The sequence below is a fragment of the Campylobacter sp. CNRCH_2013_0671h genome (assembly GCF_025773055.1).
Taxonomy (GTDB): domain Bacteria; phylum Campylobacterota; class Campylobacteria; order Campylobacterales; family Campylobacteraceae; genus Campylobacter_D; species Campylobacter_D lari_D.
Genome location: NZ_JAKMTG010000035.1, coordinates 1 through 516, shown reverse-complemented (window position 1 = coordinate 516; position 516 = coordinate 1). Strand labels below are relative to the sequence as shown.

Sequence of the window (516 nt, the reverse complement as noted above, 5' to 3'; positions counted from 1 at the left end):
AGATGCTAATGGTAGACTTGTATTAACCTCAAGAGATGGTAGAGGGATTAAAATAGAAGGCAGCATGGGTCCTGGAGCAGGAGTTATGAAAAAAGACTATGAAAATTATGGTCGTTTATCTTTAATCAAAAATGATGGTAAAGATATATTAATATCAGGAAGTAATCTTTCTACTATAGGCATGGGTGCAACCCAAATGATTTCTCAAGCTTCTATATCTTTAAGAGAGTCAAAAGGAAATATTGACACCAATGTAGCTGATGCTATGGGCTTTAATGCTTATAAGGGTGGTGGTAAAATGATTGTTACGCAGTCATCTGTTTCTGCTTTTATGAGTGATAATGGTATGAGTGCTGGTTCAGGATTTTCAGTAGGTAGTGGCAAAAATATGTCTTTAGTATATAATTCTGATGCTTTAGCTTTTGTTACTGCTTTTTCGGCTGCTTTTGGGGTTAGTGTCGGAGGTGGAAATTCTCAGTTTGCTAATTTTAAGGCTTCTATGAATATAGCAGCTAA

At 35.9% G+C, this 516-nt stretch carries 1 pseudogene; it reads left to right on the top strand.

The features are described from left to right. Positions 1–516, top strand: a pseudogene (locus L8X97_RS08305) (flagellin); the annotation flags it as partial.